General features: G+C 37.5%; 11 protein-coding genes and 1 pseudogene. All 12 read right to left on the bottom strand.

Annotation, left to right across the window (positions count from 1 at the left end; genetic code table 11):
• Positions 1-68: 68 nt before the first annotated feature.
• Positions 69-1,430 (bottom strand): hypothetical protein, encoded by a 1,362-nt coding sequence (locus tag JCM14932_RS12750; RefSeq protein WP_025025198.1) that lies wholly within the window; start codon positions 1,428-1,430, stop codon positions 69-71.
• A gap of 137 nt (positions 1,431-1,567) precedes the next feature.
• Positions 1,568-3,124, bottom strand: coding sequence for an L-type lectin family protein (locus JCM14932_RS12745; protein ID WP_025025197.1), 1,557 nt, complete (start codon positions 3,122-3,124; stop codon positions 1,568-1,570).
• Between the two features lie 154 nt (positions 3,125-3,278).
• Complete coding sequence (locus tag JCM14932_RS12740; protein WP_025025196.1) at positions 3,279-3,533, bottom strand: hypothetical protein; 255 nt, start codon at positions 3,531-3,533, stop codon at positions 3,279-3,281.
• 61 nt (positions 3,534-3,594) lie between these two features.
• Positions 3,595-6,489: an L-type lectin family protein gene (locus tag JCM14932_RS12735; RefSeq protein ID WP_025025195.1), complete on the bottom strand. Its 2,895-nt coding sequence runs from the start codon at positions 6,487-6,489 to the stop codon at positions 3,595-3,597.
• A 128-nt stretch (positions 6,490-6,617) separates the two neighbouring features.
• Positions 6,618-7,454: pseudogene (locus JCM14932_RS12730) on the bottom strand (IS3 family transposase); the annotation flags it as partial.
• 35 nt (positions 7,455-7,489) lie between these two features.
• Positions 7,490-7,981 carry a helix-turn-helix domain-containing protein gene (locus JCM14932_RS17300; RefSeq protein WP_025025193.1) on the bottom strand — a complete coding sequence of 164 codons (492 nt, stop codon included), beginning with the start codon at positions 7,979-7,981 and terminating at the stop codon, positions 7,490-7,492.
• Positions 7,982-8,063: 82 nt separating this feature from the next.
• Positions 8,064-10,736, bottom strand: coding sequence for an L-type lectin family protein (locus JCM14932_RS12720; RefSeq protein WP_155832136.1), 2,673 nt, complete (start codon positions 10,734-10,736; stop codon positions 8,064-8,066).
• 255 nt (positions 10,737-10,991) lie between these two features.
• Entirely contained in the window at positions 10,992-13,067 is a 2,076-nt protein-coding gene (locus JCM14932_RS12715; protein WP_155832135.1) for a hypothetical protein, read from the bottom strand.
• Complete coding sequence (locus JCM14932_RS12710) at positions 13,046-13,663, bottom strand: L-type lectin family protein (RefSeq protein WP_025025190.1); 618 nt, start codon at positions 13,661-13,663, stop codon at positions 13,046-13,048. Before JCM14932_RS12710 ends, JCM14932_RS12715 begins: the two co-directional genes overlap by 22 nt.
• A 195-nt stretch (positions 13,664-13,858) precedes the next feature.
• Positions 13,859-16,471: an L-type lectin family protein gene (locus JCM14932_RS12705; protein ID WP_025025189.1), complete on the bottom strand. Its 2,613-nt coding sequence runs from the start codon at positions 16,469-16,471 to the stop codon at positions 13,859-13,861.
• 231 nt (positions 16,472-16,702) lie between these two features.
• Positions 16,703-18,925, bottom strand: coding sequence for an L-type lectin family protein (locus JCM14932_RS12700; RefSeq protein ID WP_025025188.1), 2,223 nt, complete (start codon positions 18,923-18,925; stop codon positions 16,703-16,705).
• Between the two features lie 294 nt (positions 18,926-19,219).
• Entirely contained in the window at positions 19,220-21,838 is a 2,619-nt protein-coding gene (locus JCM14932_RS12690) for an L-type lectin family protein (protein WP_025025187.1), read from the bottom strand.
• Positions 21,839-21,963 lie beyond the last annotated feature (125 nt).

Here is a 21,963-nt window from a genome sequence, read left to right as displayed (position 1 = left end):
CTTGAAATAAAAATAAGCAACAAAATAGACAAACCCACATGTGAGTTTGTCTATTTTGATATTTAGCACTATATACTATCAGTTAAATTCCAATTTATCTTGCCACTGTATGAACCGGCAGATGCATTAGAATTTACCTGTAACAAGATACCTTGATTTTTTGCCCACTTATTTGAAATATGATACTGATAAGTCGTATCGGAATTATTTTCACTAAGTGTCACTGGATCAGTCATTGATTGAGAATTACCAGTATTAGGGTCAACGTAGATCAATCCTCCAGCTAAAGTATGACTATCAGTTGGACCACCGGCCGTCAACGGACCAGCGCTGGCAGTTAACTTATATTGTGAATCAACCGTATTAACACCAATATCCCAGTCACTAGTTCTCTTAACCAATCGCGACTCTGGGCTTTGATTCAATGATCCAAATGAGTAACTATCCTTATAAGTCAAATTTGCGGAACTATAAACCATATCCAAATTAAAAGTTAATTCTTTAGATACACGTCCATATGGATCAGTTGCTTGGAACGTAACTGTGTGTGTCTTTACATTTTTATTAGCATCGAGTCCTAATTTAGCTCGATCAATAGTTTCTTCAAAATAAAGCGAATCATGTAGTGAGCTGCTTGTTAGCTTAGGAAGAGTAATAGTTTTTTCACCATCAACTTTCGCAGTGAACTTCAAATCTGAAGGTTTAAACCGTATATTATCTTCATAGGCTATATTCAATGGGAAAGTTATACTATCATCAGCCGCGACTACAGTCATTTTTCCATTATTTTTATCACCGTATGTAAGTACAGGATTCTTATCTTCAACATTGATAACAAACGTCAATTTATTCGATGTATGTCCTCCTGGATCAGTAACCGTTACGTCAACAGTGTTTTGTCCGACCCTAAGACCCATATCCTTGGTTACATTAAGAGAGAAGGTCTCGGAACCATCGGCAGTTCCGTCACCACCAAGAATCATTGGAGTTTCGATTCCAACTACAGCCTTACCGTCGTTAGAGTTTGGATTAGTTATCGAGTAATTAACCTTTAAATTTCCGCTCTCTATATTTGATCCATCGTTGTGTTTAACTGTGATATTAGGCAATGCTACCGTTGTGTCGTTTAACTTATCGATTGGATTATTATTTGAAGCACTTGCAATGAGACTCAGATCTTCTACATTGACTGTATATGTCAATGTATTAGAAGATACAACATCCTTGGTTCCATCTGGTGAAACATAATTACTATCTACAACTTGTACTTCAATAGTATGTTTCTTTGCGTCACTGCTACTAAATGGAATCACAAAATTTCCACTGCCACTGTCGGTATCTTTAAAATCAATAGTTTTTCCACCGTCAACCGAATAGTAAATATCCATATCATTATTATTTATAGCTGTTTTTAGATTCTTAAAACTCATATTACCAGTTAAATTTACTGTCTTACCCTCGGCTACCGTGACAGGGTCTTCGGATGTCTTAGCAATCGTTAAAGTGTCCTGCGGTTCTATAATATTGAATGTTGGTGTTTGAACATCGGTCTTATAATTAGCACCTTCTAAACTAGCGTGAGATATAGCACTTGTAGAGCCGAGTTAGCATCAGGAACTGCATCTGCTGTAGCATTCAATTCAACCTTTGCAGTGGATAATGAGGAACTCAATCCCTTTGACAAAACATGCGTTAGTACCGTCTTATCATCGTTTAGATCAGTTACAGGAATATTTTCATAACTGCCATCTGAATAAATCACCTTACCGATACTACCATCACCATCAGAAGTAATAGTTACATTCGTTGGTAAATCAACTTTTGCAGTAACAGGCTTCATAGCTTCTTTACCAGAATTATAACGAAGCATGTAATTGAATTGTAAATCATCTTTTGGATGGACGGATGTTACGTCATTTAAGCTCTTGTCAGTCTTATCCATAACATCTGTACTTGAACTAACTTTTGTCTTATCAGTTTTATCAACAACATAAGCATTAGCATCTGCATCAACTAGTGATGGAATGGATTCAAATAATACTGTATTAGTTTCTGTATGATCATCATCCACACCATTTGCAGCTGTAAAGCCAAAACGTAATGGGTCACCCTTTTTGACTCCTAAATATGAAAGGTTCAAATTTATTGAATGACTTATTAAATTTTGACCTGTCTTTAAGTTCTGCGCATATCCGGCTAAAGTCTTATCATTATACTTATACTCCAAAGTTGCATTATTAGGATCTGCATCTGTTGGAGGTGTGTAAGTGACAACCATATGATGCCAAGCTAAGTCTGCTGTTGCAGCGGGTGATAAGGTTGTTTCTTCAACATCATTATGATTCATCTCATAATAATTAGTAGTTACTTGATTAGGAATACTTATGAGCCCACCAGACCATACCGTACTTGTTTGGGAGCCAACATTAGTGTATGTTTCTGGACGACCGGGATATGCCCAAGCCAAATGTTGATCATGAATACCTCTCATAGTTTTCATTTGATAACTATCAAATGATCCTCCAGGAGCACCACCAGTCTTATTATTAATATCATTAGAATCTTGATCACCATTGACATTAGCATCAAATTCTAGTGCCCAACTCTTTTGGATAGCCGAGTTAGCTAAATCAGTGCTTGTCGCTTTATTCTTTAAGTCACTACCCCAAACACCGATTGTTTCACCACCGGCTATATCATTACCATTTTTGGCAATTGCCGAGGTTCCGTTTGGATCATTCTGTAATACAAAAGCCATACCTTCAGAATTATATAATGAATAACCAAAGTATAACCAAACTGATAAAGTCTGTTTTTTACCCGTATCAATATAATTATTATTGTCCATATTACTCCAAACAGACGAGACCTGATTATTCTGACCCTTTTGAGTTAATTGAAGAGCATCACCATTAATGACAGAATTATTTCCCGATGTATGTGAGCCTTGTACAAAAAGTGAATTATCATCCAGATTACCTAATGGTATTCCATATGGTGCATAAGACATAGCATCAGAATCACTATAGTAAGGAACTACCGCCTTAACATTTATTACGTTAATATCAAGTAATATGAAAAAAGCAATTATTGAAGTAACAACAAATACACCTAACCTTTTCAAAATTTTCCCCTCACAATCGGCTACTTTTACATACTTTATTATGGCAGGATTACTTGTCTATACACATCAAATAAAGAAAGAATTATTTACAAAAAATAAATTTGATAATAAAAATAGACAAGCTCAAAAATGAGTTTGCCTATTTATCTAACATCTATGGAGCTTGAACCAAAGTCCAATTAATAGTCCCTGTATAATTACCTGAAACTTCAGATGAATAAAGATCCAAAAGAATTCCTTCATTTGCAGTCCAATCATCAGAAACATCAGTATGCTTATCAGTTGCACTGCCTGAATAATCTTCATCGATCAACTGGTTATCAAGTAGATGTGATTGATCAGCTTTGTCAACATACACTAAGTTACCATTGAGCTTTTGCTTGCTACCATCAGCGAGTGACTTATACATATCACTACCCGTGGCTGACAAGTCCCAATCAGTCTTATAACTTTCGACATCAATATCCCAGTTACTTACGGGGAACTAATTCATTGTTGATCCCATTCAGATTAAGAGTTTTGAAACTATAATTGCCAACACTCAAATTCAAAATATTTTCAACATATGTGAAGGAGACATCCAACGGAGCTGACTTTCTACCATAAACATCGGTCGCAGTTATAGTCATCGGATAAGCCTTATTCTTATCGAAGTTAAATGCATCAACCGTTGAACTGAACGGACTGCTTACTGGACCGACTTGATTAGTTACTGGCGCACTCGGAATTATAGTCTTAGTCACACCATTAGCAGTAACAGAGTATTTCAAGTTCTTAGCGTTGAATGAATATCCACTACCTAAGTCAGCCTTGACGGGAATATTGAAGTTCGTATTAACTGATGTCTGACTTGGTGAATCAATCGTTAACTTCGGAGTAATCTTAGGCACATTGATCGTATAAGTTATCGGTGTGGATTTGTGACTATCCGCATCAACAATTCTTAGTGATACTACATTAGTACCTTCTTTGAGTAGTCCCATAGTATTAGACCAATCACTAAGGAAGTCATCATAAGATTCAGCCTGATTATCTGCATTAGAGTTCATATCATAGGCATACGGCTTCAATGCCACTGAGAATTTACCACTAGCATTGTCGGTACTATACGCTCTTTCAGAAGAAGTTGTTCCATCTTCATTCGTTACCTTGATATATACTTCTGCCGTTCCTGATTCCAAAGCCGCCCCGTCTATATGGGCGAACGTTCCAGTGATATTGATTGGATCGTCATTTGTGACATCGATTATTGGATTATCGGCCTTAGCCTTCAAAGTGTAATCATTAACTGTTATCTTATAATCTGCAACATTAGAAACATTACCATTGGAATCAATAGCCCTGATGTAGACATGGTTCTCGCCTTCCTTGTTCAACGCAGAACTATTCATGCTAGACATTAAATTATAAGAGTTAGTTGTGGATGCTGCATACCCAACTAATGTGCTAGGAGTCGTCCAACTACCATCATTTATCTTGGTACTTATTTTCATATCACTAACTTTAAAAATCTGTGGTTCATTCTTGTCATTCACTTCTGTGATATCACCCAAAAGCTGGAAGTCACTACTGCTTTGAACAGTTTGATTATCAGTACCACCAGTTGGTTCAATGTGAGGCTTATTTGCATTGATTGTAAATGTCGGTGAGGCTAAATCCTTCTTATACAAATCACCGATAAATGTACTACGTGTTGAGTCTTCGGTAGTATCAGAAGTTACAGTATTCGCTTTAGCATACAAAGTGACCGTTACCGCACTAGTATCTCCACTGAGTTCACCATTTATTGCCTTTATAATTTCTTGACTTGTTACAGTCGGACTATCTGGATCAGGAATATAATTAGTTAAATCGTCCTTGGTTATGTTACTAGTACTACCATCCGCATTATTTATCTGACCAATAATCCCATTAGAATCACCATAACTCAAATCCTTTATTGGTACATGTTCAAATCTAATATTACTTAATGGTGCTTTACCATCTATGTAATTGAGATTGTACTCAAGTTTCAAATCATCACCAGAAGAAACAGTTGATCCATCAGTAACAGTCTTATTTTGAGTCGTATCTGTAATTGTCTGATCCGCTTTAGCTTCAACCACTGATGGCATGGTTTCAAAAATCAATGCATCATAACTACCATTAGCTCCAGTTGAACCTGTGAAACCATAGTAGAGCTTATTTTGACCATTGGTTAGATGAAATTGTTTCATATCAACATCAGAAATACCATAACGCATACCATTATTTTTATAGGTACCATTAGTTCCATCGTACTTCTTGTCATTATAAGAATAATTGATTTTGCCAGTTCCAGTCTGTAAATTGCCATCTGCTGGAGGTGTATATTTAATTGTTAAATGATGCCAAGTTTTAGAACTGGTAGCATAAGCCGTCATATCAACATCATTTTTAGCACCATAGATCATATCCGCATCTTCATCAGTCTGCTCCTTACTCTTTTCCGGATCATGATCCATTTGATATTGGTCAATTGTTTTATACTGTCCAGTTAGAAAACCATTAAGTTTAGTGTTATTCAAATATTTAGTTGGGCTGACAACATATGTACTAGCAGCACCAGGGTAATTCCAGGCAATGTGTTGATCTCTGACTTGCTTAGTCGTTGTTCCATCATCCAAACCAGTATCATCATAATCTTGAGTAACCGGATCATTTTTCAAAGTATCACCATCATCATTGTCCAATGTAATAATGTTATCAGTATAGTCTAGTTTACCAACCGTCTGATTGATATTAGTATCAAATTCCAGCGCCCAGCTATTCTGAATAGCCCTCTTAGCAACCTCATCGGCTGTGTTATTCGGTAACTTGATAATATTAGAATAATTAGTGGTATCGGGAATAGTATCATCACCCCAGACACCTAGCGTCTGTCCTGAAGCAGGATTACCATTAAGGTCACGGGAAATAGCATTAGTACCAGAATTCTGCAAAACAAATGCCACACCTTCGCCAGCATGACTGATCAGCTCATTGGCGCCCAAATACAGCCAGACAGATAATGTTTGTGGCTTGCTGGCATCAAAGTAGTTATCTTTGTTATTACTCCAAACAGAACTAAGCTGATTAGCTCCATTACTCAGTTCCAAAATATCTGTTGTATCTGGATAATAATCACTAGTAACAGATACTGCATGATTAGTTGAGAAAGTGCTATCTGAATTGTAATCAAAATAATTACCCAGTTTTATACCCTCAGGTCCTCTAGAAACTAGAGTTGACTGTGGAATGTATGCTGTTGCTGCGTGAACACTGATACTGTAATTAATTCCAATTATCAACGAAACACAAAATAAAACGACAATTCCTACTGTCGTTACTACCTTCCCTTTCTTCAAAAATACCCCTTCTTATTTTATAAAAGTTTTATTTATTTTTTTATAATTCAACCTCATTATAGTAGCCTAAAAAATTAAATGTAAAAAAATAACGTAAATGAACTGCACCCCAATAATTGGAGTTCATTTTAAGCAACTAGTTGGTCGGAAAGATCCCGGTATTCTACCGGTGTCTTTCCGGCCAATTTTGTTCTTATACGCTTGTTGTTGTAATAATACACATATTCGTCAATACCTTTTTTTAGGCCTTCATAGGTGTCGTATTTGTAATTTAAAGTTGTTCCTACCTTAAGAATATGGAAGATACTCTCAGCTACCGCATTATCCAAGCATGTTGCTTTTCGGCTCATGCTCTGGAAGATGCGGTTTTTCTTTAATTTTTTAACATACCTTTTGTTTTGATAATGAAATCCTTGATCTGAGTGTATCGTCATTCGATAATCGAGATCAGGCCTAATCATTATTAATTCATTTAGTGGCTTCATTACGAACTCAACCGTAGGGCTTAGAGAAATGTTCCAGGTTGTTATTTCTCCACTATATATATCTATGTATGCAGTGAAATAAGCGCGTTCGTTCGTAGTTTCGTTGCCCCATCTTATTTCCGTAACATCCGTAACGATTTTTTGATAAGGTCTATCGGTTAAGAATCTACGATTAAGCATATTTTTAGCGACCTTGCCGACAGTACCACGGTATGTATTTAGCTTTCTGGTTTTCTTTTCAAATGCGTGGCACAATAAATCATATTTCTTCATAATCCTTAGTACTGCCTTACGATTAACAATGATTCCACTGTTTCTTAGCGCATCAGAAACTGTTCTGTAACCATAATCTGGATTTTCTTTGCGTATTTTTCTGATTTCTTCTACAAGTTCTTCAGACTCCGAACCCTTGGTATAGGTATGAGCTTTCGAATAGTGATAACTACTACTAGACATTCCTACAACCTCTAATATGATTGATAATTCTACTTCAGTGTCTTGCCTTAACTAAGTAACTATTTGGGCCTTTTGTTGGTTTGAGATTTTTTGTTCTTTTGAGTTAAGGCCTTCAATTTTTCCAAGTAGGCTACCTTGACCTTTAGATGTTTATTTTCTTCTTCTAGGTCTTTAAGTTTCTTTGCTTGATCTTCTTTTGACATATTTGTGTCTGACCGTCCAAATTTAGGTTTTAGACGGCCTGATAATAAGTCATTCTCCCAATACCATACTGTTGCCGGAGCAGTGATATCAAAATGCTTAGCGGCATCTGGATACGACTTTATATTATCTATTCGCCATCTGATTACCTTAATTTTAAACGAATAGTCGTGAATTGTCCTTCCATTTCTGAATGGAATTAATCCATCATCACCAAATTTATCATGAGCATATTTCCACTGATATAACGTTGCGGTACCTTTTATCCCATATTTATCCATTACTTGTTTAACTTTAATTCCGGCATTAAGATCATTAATAGCTTTTAGTTTTACATCTTTTGAAAACATAGAAAAACCCTCCTGGTTGGATTACTCCAACTAGGAGGGTGCGGTTCAAAAATTCAATTTACGTTATTTTTTATAAAATATTCTATTGCATCGGCCCATCAACCAATGTCCACTGGATTTCCCCAGTATAAGTTCCCGCCGAGGTATTAGGTGCTACCTTAAGTAAAATACCTTCTAGAGGTTTCCAATTTTCACCGATATATTCAGTATCTTCAATAATGTCAGAAGTCTCATCACGAGCAATCTCTACTGGATCATTGGCTAATGTGTATTCATTAGCGTCATCACGGTAAACCATACTACCAGTTATCGGGATCCCATTCGAACCCATCAATCCATCAGATCTAACAGTCAAAATCCACGGTGTCTTAGCACTTGTAACATTCAATGTCCAAGTACCATCACGTTTGATGACTTTGCTTTCATTTGATTGGTTAGTCGTCTGGAATCTATAGTTCTTATCACTGGTTAGTTGGAGAACTTTGTCGACTACGTGGATGGTAAATTCTATTTTATCAGAATAGTTTATACCTCCTCCCCCGGAAGCATAAACAACAACTTTATGATCACCAATTCCCAAAACTTCACCACTCACAGAAAACGTATATTTGTATTCGCTCTGACCAATAGTTGGATCATTATAGTTCGGCGCCTTTGGAACAACATTTAGTGGTGTTTTATCATCGGTCTTCCAAATTATTGACATATCATTTAAATCAAATTCAGATCCATCGTTATACTTTAGAACCCCGGTCAAATCAATAGTATCATCCAACGATATTGTCATTTCTCTTTCATTGTCGACTTCAAAGAGTAGTTTTCTATCTTCAGCCTTAACCAAATAATTCAAGTAATTAGAAATCCGATGCTTCGAATCAGTCACATAGACTTCCACATTATGATCGCCGGCTTTCAAACCACTCATAACTAATGAATACTCTGAATTAGTTGCGGAGGAATCAACTGCTTGTATTGAAGAACTCTTAGTTTCCTTATCAGTTCCCTTATCAACAATAGTAGTAACAGTAACTTTATCATTTCCAAAAGAAGAACCGTTTTGATAATTGATATTCATGTCCATCTGGGCTTCTTTACCAGTTATAATTGAGCGCTGCATAGTATCGTCAGTGTCTTTTGGTGCCAACTGCAAAGTATCTCCCAAAGGATTGATGGTAAACTGTGGCGTCATAACATCCCCGGTATAGTGATCACTATCATATGAAGTATGTGCTTGCTTGACCAAAACAGGATTAATATTACCATCACTGCCAATATTAGCCGTACCGTACAAGCGGATCTGTGCACTAACATTATCCTTACCCATACTATTCAACGTCAGATCGATTGTTCCATCAGAGTTCAACTGACTGGCATTAATTTTTACAGTTTCACCAGAATATTTAATTTCACCAATATTACCTGCTTCATCGGCCGTGAAGTCTACGTTCTTAGGTACATTGATTTTGGTAGTAATATCTCCTGTACTCATAAGTCCTGAGTTATAAGTGAGGTTATAATCAAATCTCAACTTATCACCATTATTGACATCATCATCAACTGTACTATTCCTGTCACTATCAGGAATATCACGTTCTTGAGTGTAATCGTAGAGGTTAGTAGTTGTCTCAATATCAGCAACCGCCGGAATCGATTCAAAAATAACTGCATTAGTCGTAGCTGTATCTCCAGAGGCACTAGTTAATCCCCAACGCACTTTGGTTTGACCTGGATCTAGATTGAGCTTGCCAATATCGATGTCCATTATCGGATGTTTGACAGTTCCTTCCCCTCTACTATCCCAATTATTAAAAGGTCTAATCGTTCCGTCATAGTCCTTGTCACTAAATGCATAGAAAATATGCGCTGACTTGTTATCCTCAGGTGGATAATATGTGAAAGTAAAATGATGCCATGCCGATTCCACTGTAGCATCACCAGTCATGTTAAGATTGTGGATAACACCTTTGTGTTCCATCGTATGACTGGTCCATAGGGGATCCGTGATACCTACATTATAAGTTGATGATTCTCCAGGATAATTCCAGGCAATATGTTGGCCCTTGGCTTCCTTAGTATTATCTGATCCCATCGTCGCATCAAAATAATCATCTTGTAATTGAAAATTTTGTGCTGCTCTAACATTACGTCTAGTATCTAATTCCATGGCAAAGCTATTTTGAATGGCACCTTTAGCAAAGTTCTTCGTATCAGATAAACTATTGGCTCCTACAAATGGGCTACCTCCCCAGACGCCCAGCGACTCTTTACCAGAAGGGGTATCATTTAATCCAAAAAGCCCATCATAATGAGCAATGGCGTTTTCATCATTATCATCATTCTGAATAACGAAGGCTATTCCTTCTCCCGAACCATTGTTACCATCTATATCATTTTTATCTTCATTATATTTGGTGTAGTTGAATCTCTTGTCACCCATGTAGACCCACATAGAAAAGGTCTGTTTCTTAGTAATATCAAAATAATTATAATCTTCATTATTAGATGACATCCTACCCCAGATTGAGCCGACATCATTCGATCCGTTTGTCATTTGAACAATATCAGTTGTAGCACCGCTACTACCTTTACCAATAATTTGGACACTATTTTGTACCGTGCTTCCATAATTATAACTACTAGGCCAACTGAAAAAATCCTCCAGATCCATTCCTGAAGGTGCACCTTGATAAACTTGATCCCTACTTGGAACTGCCTCAACCGTCGTATTGTTGAATCCCACGAAAAATAGACTCATAAGAAACATGAGTCCTAACCCAAGATATAGCTTTGAATGCCGCTCCCTCATTACGTCATCCTCCTCACCTTTACTCTAACAAGACTTCCCACAAGTATTGTTAAAATTATCACATTTACCAGTATAATTATCATATCATATACACTAACAACTTAATAACTAGTTAATAATATTTTTGTTTGTCTAAAATGAATTTTTGTTAAAGCTGTATTAAAAAAACCAGCCTTTATTTTAAAGGTTGGCTTAAAAAGTTTATTAATTCGTATCAACACTATCTGTTAGTGTCCAGTTAATCTTTCCTGTATAAGTACCAGCTTCAGTATCTGGAGCGACACTCAACAATATCCCCGTGCTGCTGGTCCAATTCTTAGTGATGTCAGTAACTTTGGTATCATTACTTACTGTCGAATCTGAACCAATCAAGACTGGATCATCTTCAAGTGAATATTGATTAAGTCCTTCGCGGTAAACCATCGTTCCGGTTATTGGCAAGTTGGTACTGCTGTTCATTAACGGTGTTGACTGAGCCGTCAAACTCCATGCCGTCTTTGCACTAGTAACTTTGAGGTCCCAATCACCAGACCGTTTGATCAATTTGCTTTCTGCAGATTGATTAGTTGTTTGGAAACTGTATGACTTGTTGCTTTCAAGTGATAGCACCTTGGTCGTGACATTAACGGTTATTGTATACGCTTGAGATTTTCTACCACTACTATCTTCTGCATAAATCACCAAGTTATGCTTACCAACGCCCAGTTTAGACCCAGTGTACGACCAACTAGAAACATACGAAGTAATATCACCTGGTGTATCTGTCTTAGGCTTGTCATAAAGTGGTATGCCGTTATCCATTATATATGCAACCTGTGCACTACCTGGATCGAACGCTGAGCCATCGTCATAGCTAAGTTTACCCGAAAAGGTTATTGTATTTTCGGGAGAAATAGTGTAACTGGATGGACTATCAGATGTCAGCAAAAGTTTCTTATCCTCAACTGTAATCTTGTATGCAAGGTGTTCAGTAGTTAAGTGCATCGAATCGGATGCATAAACTTCAATCGTATGTGTACCGGGACCCAATGTATCAGCATCATACTTCAAAGTATAATCAGCTGACTTCGCTGTTGGATCAACAGAAAGAGTCGAATCAGGTTGTTGTACCCCGTCAACGATTGTATGCATAGTCAAACTGTTAGTACCAAAGGTTGAACCTTTTTCATAACTGATAGTTCCGGCCATACTTACACTTGTACCGGTTTTGACAGTTCTAGTTAAATCATCATTATTCTTAATCTGCAAAGTATCATTTACTGGATTAATCTTAAACAAAGGACTCATGACATCCCCTGTGTAATGGGTACTATCATATGAAGTATGCGCACCAAGAACTGTTGTCGCCTTAGCAGTCGTATTATCACCAATATTTGCCGTCCCATTCAAGTGAACTTCTGCAATAGAATTAGCACTACTCATACTATTCAAAGTTAGATTGATTGTTCCATCAGAATTTAGATCCGTTGCTTTGATTTTTTGTGTGCCACCGGAATATTCGATTTCACCAATATTTCCATAACTATCGGCTGTGAAATCTACATTCTTTGGAACATTGATTTTGGTAGTTATATCACCGGTCTCAGTTAATCCCGAATTGTAAATTAAATTATAATCAAACCTTAGCTTATCGCCATTATTAACATTATGATCCTGATTGGGATATCTATCACCGTCAGGAATATTACGTCCTTGAGTTGAATCATACAGACTAGTTGTGGAACTGATATCTGCAACCGCGGGAATCGATTCAAAAATCACTGCATTAGTAGTTGCGGTACTCTCACTAGTACTAGTAATTCCCCAGCGAACTTTGGTTTGGCCCTTTGCTAAACCTAGATTACCGATATCAACATCAATTATCCTGTGAGTAGTACTATTCGCACCGTCACCTTTTTGGTCCCATTCGCTGTAAGGCTTAATAGTACCGTCATAATTTTCGTTATCAAAAATATATTGTAGATGCCCAATCGTACTGCCAGAATCAGGTGCCGTGTACTTGATAACAACATGATGCCATGCGTCCTTAGTTGAGGTGGCACCTGCTAAATAAGTATTAGGTATAGGATCATTGTGATTCATACTGTAATACATCCACGTTGTAGCAATATTTCCAGTATAAGTACTAGATAATGCTGGATAATTCCAAGCGACATGTGGGCCCCTTACTTGCGGAGAGCCTGATGAATCAATGCCACCGTCAAAGAAAGCATCTTTTTGACTACCCAACACCAAGCCTCCATCAGCCTTGGTAGTATTCATATAACTATCGAACTCCACTGCAATACTCTTCTTGATTGCTCCAGTAGCAAGAGCAGAAGAAGAACCAACGATATCTGGACCTGTACCATCTCCACCCCAGACACCAAGTGTTTCACCACCAGCTGCCTTACGGCTGATAGGAGAGAGGAGTATGTCGAGATAGCATTAATTCCACGGTCATCATTTTGGATTACAAAAGCCATTCCATCACTAGATGTGCCTTCACTACCACTGAAGTACATCCACATCGAAAAAGTCTGATCTTTTGTTACATCGAAATAATTATAATCTTTTCCATTTGAATCGGTCATTCTCCCCCAAACAGAACATATTTGATTAGCTCCACTAGTCATTTCAATTAAATCTGTCGGAGTAGAACTTCCCTTAGTAACGACTTTGGCCGAATTAGAAGTCGTCCCACCTCCAGGTGAGTAATTATCTGGTTTCTCAAAATAATCATTCAGATTCATACCATCAGGAGCTGCTTTCAAAACATCCGATACACTAGGTACGGTCGCAGCCGTTGTCTCAAGTGGTTTTGAGAGAACACTAAATAAACCTATCAGTACTGTAACAAATATCCCCAAGTATATTTGTAATTTTTTTATCCTCATGTTAACACCGCCTCAAACTAGTTCGAGTTCGTTCCCCAAAAAGTCCCTCAAACTAGCCTCAATGTTGTAATAGTGATTATCTTATCATAATAATTAAAAAATAATTCTATTATTAGAAACTATAATTTTATATATATACTATTAAATTTATACCAAAAAGGAGCGACTTATCAAATAAGTCGCTCCTTAAGATTATTATAGTGAATTAGTTAAATCCCAGGATATGGTGCCTGTATATCCTCCCGCAACCGGATTAGGCATAACTTTTAACAAAATCCCGTGAGATTCATCTTTCCATGAACCAGAAATATCTTTTTTATCAGAAGTAACATTTTTATCTTCACCTAAAAATGTTTTTGTCTTCATTGACTGACTATTACCGTCGTTATCAATGTATTCAAGGTTTCCGTTCAATGTAGCTGAGCCTTCGTTAGACTTTAGGTCGGACGCAGTGGCACTCAAGCTCCAATCAGATTCAGTCGTATTAACACCTAATGTCCAGTCACCACTACGACGATCGTATACTGTCTCATCACTGGCATTCACTGCACCGAACGAATAACTATTCCGATATGTCAACGAAGCAGTTTTATCCCGCACAATAACCGTGAAAGTGATTGATTCAGAGGACTGTCCATTCTTATCAGTGACATAGGCTGTTAATGTATATTTTCCAGCCTTGTCAATTTTAAGATCACTGTCTCGCAGCGTCTGAACAAACTTAGAGCTTGTTTTGGGATTAGCTGAACCATCCGTTAAAGCAGTCGTGGCTTCAACTCCGGTTCCTTGAACCTTTGTATGCCAAGTTACATCTGAACTATCAAAGCCATATTTGTCATCATAAGTTAAGTTGACTGGCAAATTAATATTTCCAGCTGACAAAGTCGTGTTGATTTCACTATCACCATCCACGCTCAAGACTGGCTTGGGAGTTTGGACATCAACAGTGTATGTCACTGGTTTGGAAACAATATAGTTATCATCCATTGCATAAACTGTAATCGTATGTTTTCCCTTGGAAAAATCATCTTGAGGAAAGTTAGACACAAGGTTTCCGTTATCATCCTTGTGTTGACCATAAATTGAAAAATAACCATCAAAACTATCAGTGTCTCCGAAACTATAATCATGTGTACCATCAACATTGACATAGTAATGCATCTTCGTATTATCAACGGCCGTTCCGTCGTCATAAGAATACTGGCCATTTAAGAAGAACTTATCACCAGGATAAACACTGATTGTCGGATTGATTGCACTCAAAGTCAAATGCGTTGTTACCGGATCAATCGTGAAACTTGGTGTATAGACATCATCACTGTACAAATTACCAGTGATATCTGTATGTGTTGATGCGACCTTTGTGGAAACATCAGCTCCATTCGATTGATCGATTTTGGCAACCCCATTGAGTTGGATCTGAGCTGTGTTTAAGCCATTGTTCAATGATCTAGCTAACGTATGAGTAAGAACACCATCTTTGATTTCACTAGCATCAATGGGTTCAGACTTACTACCATCAGCATAACTGACTGTTCCCACTTGACCGCTACTGGCATAGGTCATATGACCAGGAAGACTAATTGTGGCTTTGATATCAGCCAAATCTTTTTCACCAGAATCATATGTAACGTTGTAATTGAAGTTCATCTTGTCGCCATCGTGAACATTTTTACCACCATCCGCAATTTCACGATTGCCTTGAGTGGCATCGTTAACAACGACGTTTGATTCAGCTTCAACTAGGGATGGCATAGTTTCGAAGACCGCCATATTTTCCGCGAAAACAGTTCCCGTAGATCCTGTGAATCCATATCGTAACTTTGTATTTCCGTTCAGATGAAATTTACTCAAGTCCAGTTGAACTGTTTTACTGAATTCTTCATCAGGAATATTACTACCTTGTGATCCATCGGGATTCTTATCATTAAACGTATACTTCAGTGTTGCTAAATTACTACCTTTGGTCACGGGTGGAGTATATTCAACCGTTAAATGATGCCAAATGGCTTGTCCACTATTCACTTTATAATTATTAGTAGTAAGATGAAGTTTTTCACGAGCATCTTCGTGATTCATGGAATAATAATAACCATTCGGTCCTGAACCATACTGATTATAGGTACTACCCTCAGCTGGATAATTCCAAGCAATATGTTCATCAGAATAACTACTTAAACCATTAAGGTCTACATCAAAACCAGATGCCAGGACTGGAGTCTTTGTTACATTTTTAAATGTATCAAACTCCAATGCCCAACTGTTCTGTATTGCTGTTTTAGCTAATTCATCTCGACTGCTCTGTGCCCCGTTAGAATCAGATGCCCAAACTCCTAATGTTTCACCCGGTGAAGGTGTACCATCATTTTTTCTTGAAATAGCATCTATTCCACCATTTTGTAAAACAAGTGCCATACCGTCACCACTGCTGCCTTTATTTCCAAAATACAGCCACATCGACATTTTTTGTTTATGCGTAATATCTAAATAATTTCCATTATCAACATTACTCCAGATAGATGACAATTGATTGTTATCATTCGTAAGTCTAACCTCATCAGGTCTGGAGATCTCACCTTTGGATACGTCTGAAGGATTTACCGTCGCACTATTAGTAGCACCAAAATCACCAACGGTAAAATAACCATCATCAACTTGTTCCAATGACAATCCGGCTGGAGCATTGAGCCGATTTGTTTGGTCAGCACCATTTTCAGCGTGAACAATATGTACATTTCCAAAAAATATAAACAAAGTAAACAAAATAATGGGCATAACAGTATATGACCCCAAATTCCTCTTTTTCAACTGTTATCCCTCCCAAAATGGCAATGCTTCCTCAATTAATTTAATATTTATTACTATACAGCATAAATTAAGTAATTTCATTCCAATAAAAATAATAATTTATCTCCTAAAATGGTAAAAACATATGCCATAAATGTATAAGCGCTACCATTATTTTTAACACTCAATATTTAATATATAATATTTTAAAAAGTGACCACGAAAAAAGTACCACATCAACAGACATGATACTTACGAATCAATACTATTAGTTAATGTCCAACTAATGGTTCCTTTATAACTCCCACTAGATGCATTGGATCTGATCTTTAACAAAATTCCAGAATCTTTTTGCCAATGACCGGCAATATCAAAAACTTTATCTTCATTAATAAGCTTGTCATCTTTATCCAGTAGAACCTGATTATCCTTTAATGGATTATCTTTTCCATCCTTCCTAAAAATCAAGCCACCTGCCAAAGGATTATTCTTATCATCCACTAATCCAGATGTCTTAGCTTTTAAGCTCCAAACTGAATTCAAACTTTCGACTTTGAGAACCCAGTCACCCGATCGATGAACCACTCCCGCTTCCGGACTTTGATTGATACTTTGAAACTTATAATTGGGACTACTCTCCAGTTTCAACACCGAGGTATCTTTTTCAACGGTTACGTCATAAGTGACTTTGTTAGAGAATCGATGCTTGGCATCTGAAACATACAACGTCACAGTATGGTCGCCTAATTCTAATGATGAAGCTTTTCTAACAATGTCATATTCTTCTTTATTCTTATCCTTGGTAACTGGCAATTCAGTCACTTCGGAAGTGCCGCCATCAATTGAAGTATGCAGGTCTAACTTATTGCAGTTAAACAAAGAGCCTTTTTGATACTCAACTGTTCCTTGCATCTCAAAACTCTGACTATGCTGAATCGCCATCTTTGGCGTTATACCTTCAGTCATCTTCAACGTATCTTCCACCGGGTTAATGCTGAATTGCGGACTCATCAGATCACCAGTGTAGTGCGGACTAACAAATGAAGTATGTGCTTGATCAACGTTGGTTACCTTGGAAGAGACGTTACTTCCAATATCAGCTTTACCATTTAGTTGGATCTGAACGTTATTATTGTCATAACCTAAGCTGGGTAATTTTAACTTTACAAATCTGGTTATATTCCCCTTGCTATCAGCTTCTTGTGTCAATTCATCTTTTGTAATATCGACGGACTTATCTTGATATGTAATTTTACCGATAATACCAGCATCATCAGGCGTGAAATCAACATGTGATGGTAAATTGATCCTTGTATCGATCTGCCCTGATTCCGCTAATCCAGAAGTGTAGTTCAAGCCATAATTGAACTCTAACTTATCACCGTTATTAACATTTACATCCGCTTGATTGTTCTGATCAAAGTCCAATATTCCACGTTCTTGCGTAACATCATACAAACTCGAGTTGATATTAATGCTGGCAATTGCCGGAATGGATTCAAAAATAATAGCATTAGTCGTAGCTTTAGTATCTGGTGAACCAGTGGAACTAGTGAAACCCCAGCGAATACGTTTTTGACCTGGTTTTAGGTTGAAGTTCTTAGTATCAATGTCGATATAAGTTCCTTTCTTCCTAGGACGCCTATTCCATTCATTAAATGATCTGATAGACCCATCGTAATTCTTATCGTCAAAAACATAAGAAATATGCGCAATCGTGCTTCCTGCAGAAGGTGGAACATATTTGAAATAAAAGTGATGCCACGCTTCATCAATCGAATTCCCGGACAATGTAAGATTATGTATCGTATCTTTATGTTCCATATCAAACCAAACATTTATCAAATCCCAATTATGTATATACATATTCGGCAGAGCTGGATAATTCCAAGCCATATGTTGCCCCTTATTCACAAAAGTATGATTGTTCAGCATCTTGGATCCATCGAAATAATTATCCCGGCTCAATAAGCTCACCCCAAACACAGATTTGGGGATAGAATCATTGTGATGAGTATCAAACTCTAGTGCAAAGCTGTTCTGAATAGCACCCGCAGCCATGTCATCAGAGCTCAATGCACCCCAGCCACCCCACACACCGATGGTCTCTCCGGTTTGGGGATTTTTTTTACCAGTAGAATCAACTGTCTTAGAGATAGCATCGATTCCAGCATCATCATTTTGAATGACAAATGCCATTCCATCAGCGGATCTAGCTTCATCATCCCCAAAATACATCCAAGCCGAAAACTCCTGTTCCTTAGTCACATCAAAATAATTATACGGTGTATCCGGTGCATCAGCTGTTGCCGTCCTTCCCCAGATAGACGCTAATTGATTAGTACCATTAGTCATCTGTACAATATCACTTTGATTGCCAACTACACCTTTCTTCAGTATCACCATACTATTGGGCATAGTTTTGCTGCTTCCCTTGTATTCCCTAGGTGATTCAAAATAATTTTCTAAGTTCATCCTGGTGGTGCCGCTTTGTAAACGTCAGATACGCTGGGATTACCCGCAAATACAGTAGTAGTCGGCATCTCAGTGAAGAAAAGAAAAAGAATTGAAGTGACAACTAATAGTAAATAGTTTCTTATCAATCGCTTATTCATATTCATCTATATCCTCGTGAAATATTTGTATATCTATACATAGATGTTACTTCATATGACACGTAATATATACAAAAAATCCAAACGAAGTTATTGTATTTTGACATAAATAAAAAGATACTTCATAAGAAGTATCTTCATAACGAATTATAAATTAAGGTGTATTATTCAAAGTCCAATCGATCATCCCTGTATATACTCCCCCAACAGGATTGGGTAACACATTCAGCAAGATGCCTTCGTTTGATTTCCAGTTACCACCGATATCTCGGTTATGTGTTATGGCTTCCTTTTGTTCATCGATCAGGACATATGAATTCATATTTTGCATAATTTTGTCAGAGTCCACAAACACCATATTGCCATTCAAATCACCGATCGAATTACCGTCAGCATCTTTTCCTGTCAGATCAGTTGCCTTAGCAGTCAACGTCCAATCGGATTCAATACTGTTAACCTCAAGTGTCCAATCTCCTGCACGATCAACGATCCTAGACTCACCACTAGTATTGATCGGCTTGAATGAGTAATTCTTATCAGATATCAGATTAGCTGACTTTGCTATGACTTCCAAAGAATAGTCAACTGTGTTGGATGCTCTATCGTGCTGATTTTTGACATAAGCTTGAATCTGATATTTACCAGGCTTGGTTATTCCTAATGTATCGAGATTAAACACCTGAACAAAATCCTGTGCCGTCACTCCAGCAAAGGTGTCCTGAATCGGCGCACTGATATTATCCTTAATAACTTCAGTCCCATCTTCATTCATGACCTTCATATGCCAAGTAAGATTACTACTATCAAAACTTAGACTACCATCATAAGTTACATGTGCTGGTATGTTTACCGTTCCCAATGATTGAATCGCTGTCAGTTCTGAATTATCGGTTGATAACACTGGATCGGCCGAAGTCACCGTCACATCATACGTTAGGATATTCGAAGCAATCCCATTTTGATCGACTACTTGAATCGTTACAGGATATGAACCGACTGGGAAGAGACTCTCATCAGTCATGTCTAATGAGAACAAACTATCCTTACTAGCTGTATCTTTGGTAGTTACCACCTGTCCATTCGCCGTCACAATGATCGACATGTTTTCGTTCTTGATCACGGTTGAATCATCATATGACATTGTCCCCGCAAAATGTAGCGGACTTCCCAAAGCTGCTGTTTGAGATTCAGCTGATGTGGACGAAATACTCAGATGTCTTGGTTCAGCAATAATATAAAAGTTCGGTGTATTAAGATCATCCTTGTACAAGTCACCTTTGATACCAGCATGAGCACTCGCAACTTCCGTCTTACTACTACCGGATGCAATTTTTGTAACACCAGTTATTTCGATTTTTGCACCTTTCAAACCATTATTCAAGTCCCGTTGCAATCGATGAGTCACGATACCATTGCTGACTTCACTGACTGGAATCGGCTCCGTCTTACCATCTGAATATACAACATTACCAATATTACCAGTCGTCGCATAAGTCATATTTCCCGGCAGATTGATCGTCGCGACCGTATTAAGCAAGTCATTTTGACCTGACAAGTAATTAACGTTGTAACTGAACTTGATCACATTATTGTTATAACTCTTGGTATCTCCAGCCTTGATCTCGCGATTACCTTGAGAAACATTGTAGGCTTTTACCTCTGAACTAGCATTCACCAATGATGGCATGGTTTCAAAAACTGCCATATTCAGTGACGCTTGAGCACCAGTTGAACCAGTGAACCCATATCGCAGTTTCGTATCTGTGACGCCATTTTCGTCTTTATCAAAGTGAAAGTTAGCTAACTCCAGCTCAATCGTATTACTGTATGGTTGATCATTCGGTGTATTCAGCATCGAACCAGCTTCACCGTTAGTTTTTTTGTCATTGAATGAATAAATCAAAGTTGCCTCAGTCGATCCAGCAACAGGTGGTAAATAATTCAGTGTCAAATGATGCCAGGAATTATCACCATCAGAATTTTTGGTTAGATTTAAAAACTCCTTGGGGTCCTTATGTACCATTCTGTATACACTACCACCGTTCATCCAGTCATATAAATAAGTATCAGCGATACCAGGATAATTCCAAGCCATATGTTGATTACCGATGATTCCTGCTACTAAACCTGATTCAAAATCATTATCGAAGTAACTCGCTAAACCAGCTGTACTATTTCTATTTAAGAATGTATCAAATTCCAAAGCCCACGAATTCTGAATGGCACCAGCCGCAATAACCGTTGGCTTAGTTTGATTTTTATCCTTATCTGGACCCCAAACACCTAATGTTTCACCAGGCAACGGCTCTTTATTATAGGTAGAAATTGCGGCTTCCTTTCTGGAATCATTCTGAAGTACCAAAGCAATTCCATCGGCAGGCGTAGTTGCATGACCAAAATACAACCACATCGACAGTCGTTGCGGTATAGCAGTATCGATATAGTTTCCCTTATCAACGTCACTCCAAATAGAACTGATTTGATTAATATTATCAGTCAACTGCACCGCATCTGATTCGGGATATTTAGGATTTTGTCCCCTAATTACCTTGGCAGTATTAGGAACAGTTGCTGAAAAATTGTTCACATATGTAAAATACGAATTACTATTCTCACTATTTGTTAAAGACAATCCTTGTGGAGTTGCCTGACGTCCCCATGTATCAGCTAAAAGTTCAGCTCGCACGCTTGTGGTAGAAAACTTCAAGATCATGAGTAAACCAAATAGAATAGTGCCGAAAATCGGCATTACAGAATTTTTATCAAACCTCATTGGGCTCCCTCCCATTGATAAACATATTTGTAATTAATATGGTAAAAATATGCTCACTGTAAATATATAGTAATAAATATTCAATTAGGATTCATTATACGTAATGTTCAATTACAAAAATTGAT

The organism is Companilactobacillus nodensis DSM 19682 = JCM 14932 = NBRC 107160, from assembly GCF_000615905.1.
In the GTDB taxonomy this organism is placed as follows: Bacteria; Bacillota; Bacilli; order Lactobacillales; family Lactobacillaceae; genus Companilactobacillus; species Companilactobacillus nodensis.
The sequence above is the reverse complement of the archived record's forward strand: the minus strand, read 5'-3'. Positions and strand labels throughout refer to the sequence as shown.